Origin of the sequence: Paenibacillus sabuli, from assembly GCF_014705605.1 — a bacterium.
In the GTDB taxonomy this organism is placed as follows: Bacteria; Bacillota; Bacilli; order Paenibacillales; family Paenibacillaceae; genus Paenibacillus_D; species Paenibacillus_D sabuli.
In genome coordinates this window covers 1-1130 of record NZ_JACXIZ010000105.1, presented here as the reverse complement: position 1 = coordinate 1130, position 1130 = coordinate 1, and the positions used below count along the sequence as shown (strand labels likewise).

1 protein-coding gene is annotated in these 1130 nt (G+C 40.4%); it reads right to left on the bottom strand.

The window, feature by feature from the left end; translation table 11 throughout:
- Window positions 1–87: 87 nt before the first annotated feature.
- Window positions 88–888: a Cof-type HAD-IIB family hydrolase gene (locus IDH44_RS26290; RefSeq protein ID WP_190921785.1), complete on the bottom strand. Its 801-nt coding sequence runs from the start codon at window positions 886–888 to the stop codon at window positions 88–90.
- Window positions 889–1130: the final 242 nt, after the last annotated feature.

Here is a 1130-nt window from a genome sequence, read left to right as displayed (position 1 = left end):
CTGCTCCTCATGACCGTTCCACTCTGACCTTCGCTTCCCGCCCCGAAGGTCTTTTTTTCTGGGCCACTTCGCAACCAATCCAGAGTGTTAGCCGAAGTAACTTTGAGTAACCCCCACTAATCTTTCAAGAACTTGTCCTACTCCATCTTCATCATTTGTTCCTGTAACTTCATGTGAAATTTCCTTTAATTCATTAATAGCATTTCCCATTGCCACAGAATAACCGGAAACCTTAAAAACTCCAAGATCATTATGATCATCACCAAAACAAATGATTTCTTCAACACTAATTTCGTATTTATCACATAACATTCGGACTGCTTGCTCCTTAGAAGCTTCTTTGGACATTACTTGTAATAGCTTGCCATTGTCCGTAATTATCAAATTCAATTTAGAAGAATATCTTTCAAGGATTGCGTTGAAATCTGGAATATCTGCTACCAGAAATTTTGTTACTTCAAACTGTTTTAATTCCTGGATTGTCTTTACTATTGGACTCTCTTTGACATTCGTAACTGCCGAATAATCCACTTCTTTATTGCTAAACCAATGGTCTTTAACTTCTACTCCAAGGTTGCAATCAGGTTTTCCAAAGGAACAATACTCAAGAAATTCTTTTGAAATATTCTCGGGAATGGGAAAGTGGAGTGTAGTCTCAGTGAATTTACAATCTACATATGCACCGTTGTAATAAATAAACGATCCAAGTTGATAAAGCTCATCCGGTAATAAATATTTCACGGTTCTCGGAGGCCGAGCAGTAGCGTAAATAATTTTCATTCCTTTACTGTAACAATCGATAATTGCTTTTCGATTTCTTTCCGATATTTTCTTTTGCGAATTTAACAATGTTCCGTCAAGATCAAGGACAACAGCAGCATACTTCATTGAATTACCTCCAACTCACCATCTCTTCGTTATTTCGTCTAACGTTCAGGGTTCACGACGTCCGACGAAGTCGGATGTGTCCGGCTGATTCCGCTTCCTCGCTTCTCAGCTCCGGTCCGGACCAAGCGGCGAAAGCCGTGCAGCATGCACCCGTTGTTGAACGAAACCGCTGCGCGGTAGCTCTCGAAACTCCTACTTCCATTTTATCACACCTTCCGCTATTCTCTGGAGAAAAAAAGGAA

What these genes read in the sequence shown, in the direction of transcription:
- IDH44_RS26290 (WP_190921785.1), bottom strand. Translation starts at nt 888, where the DNA reads ATGAAGTATGCTGCTGTTGTCCTTGATCTTGACGGAACATTGTTAAAT.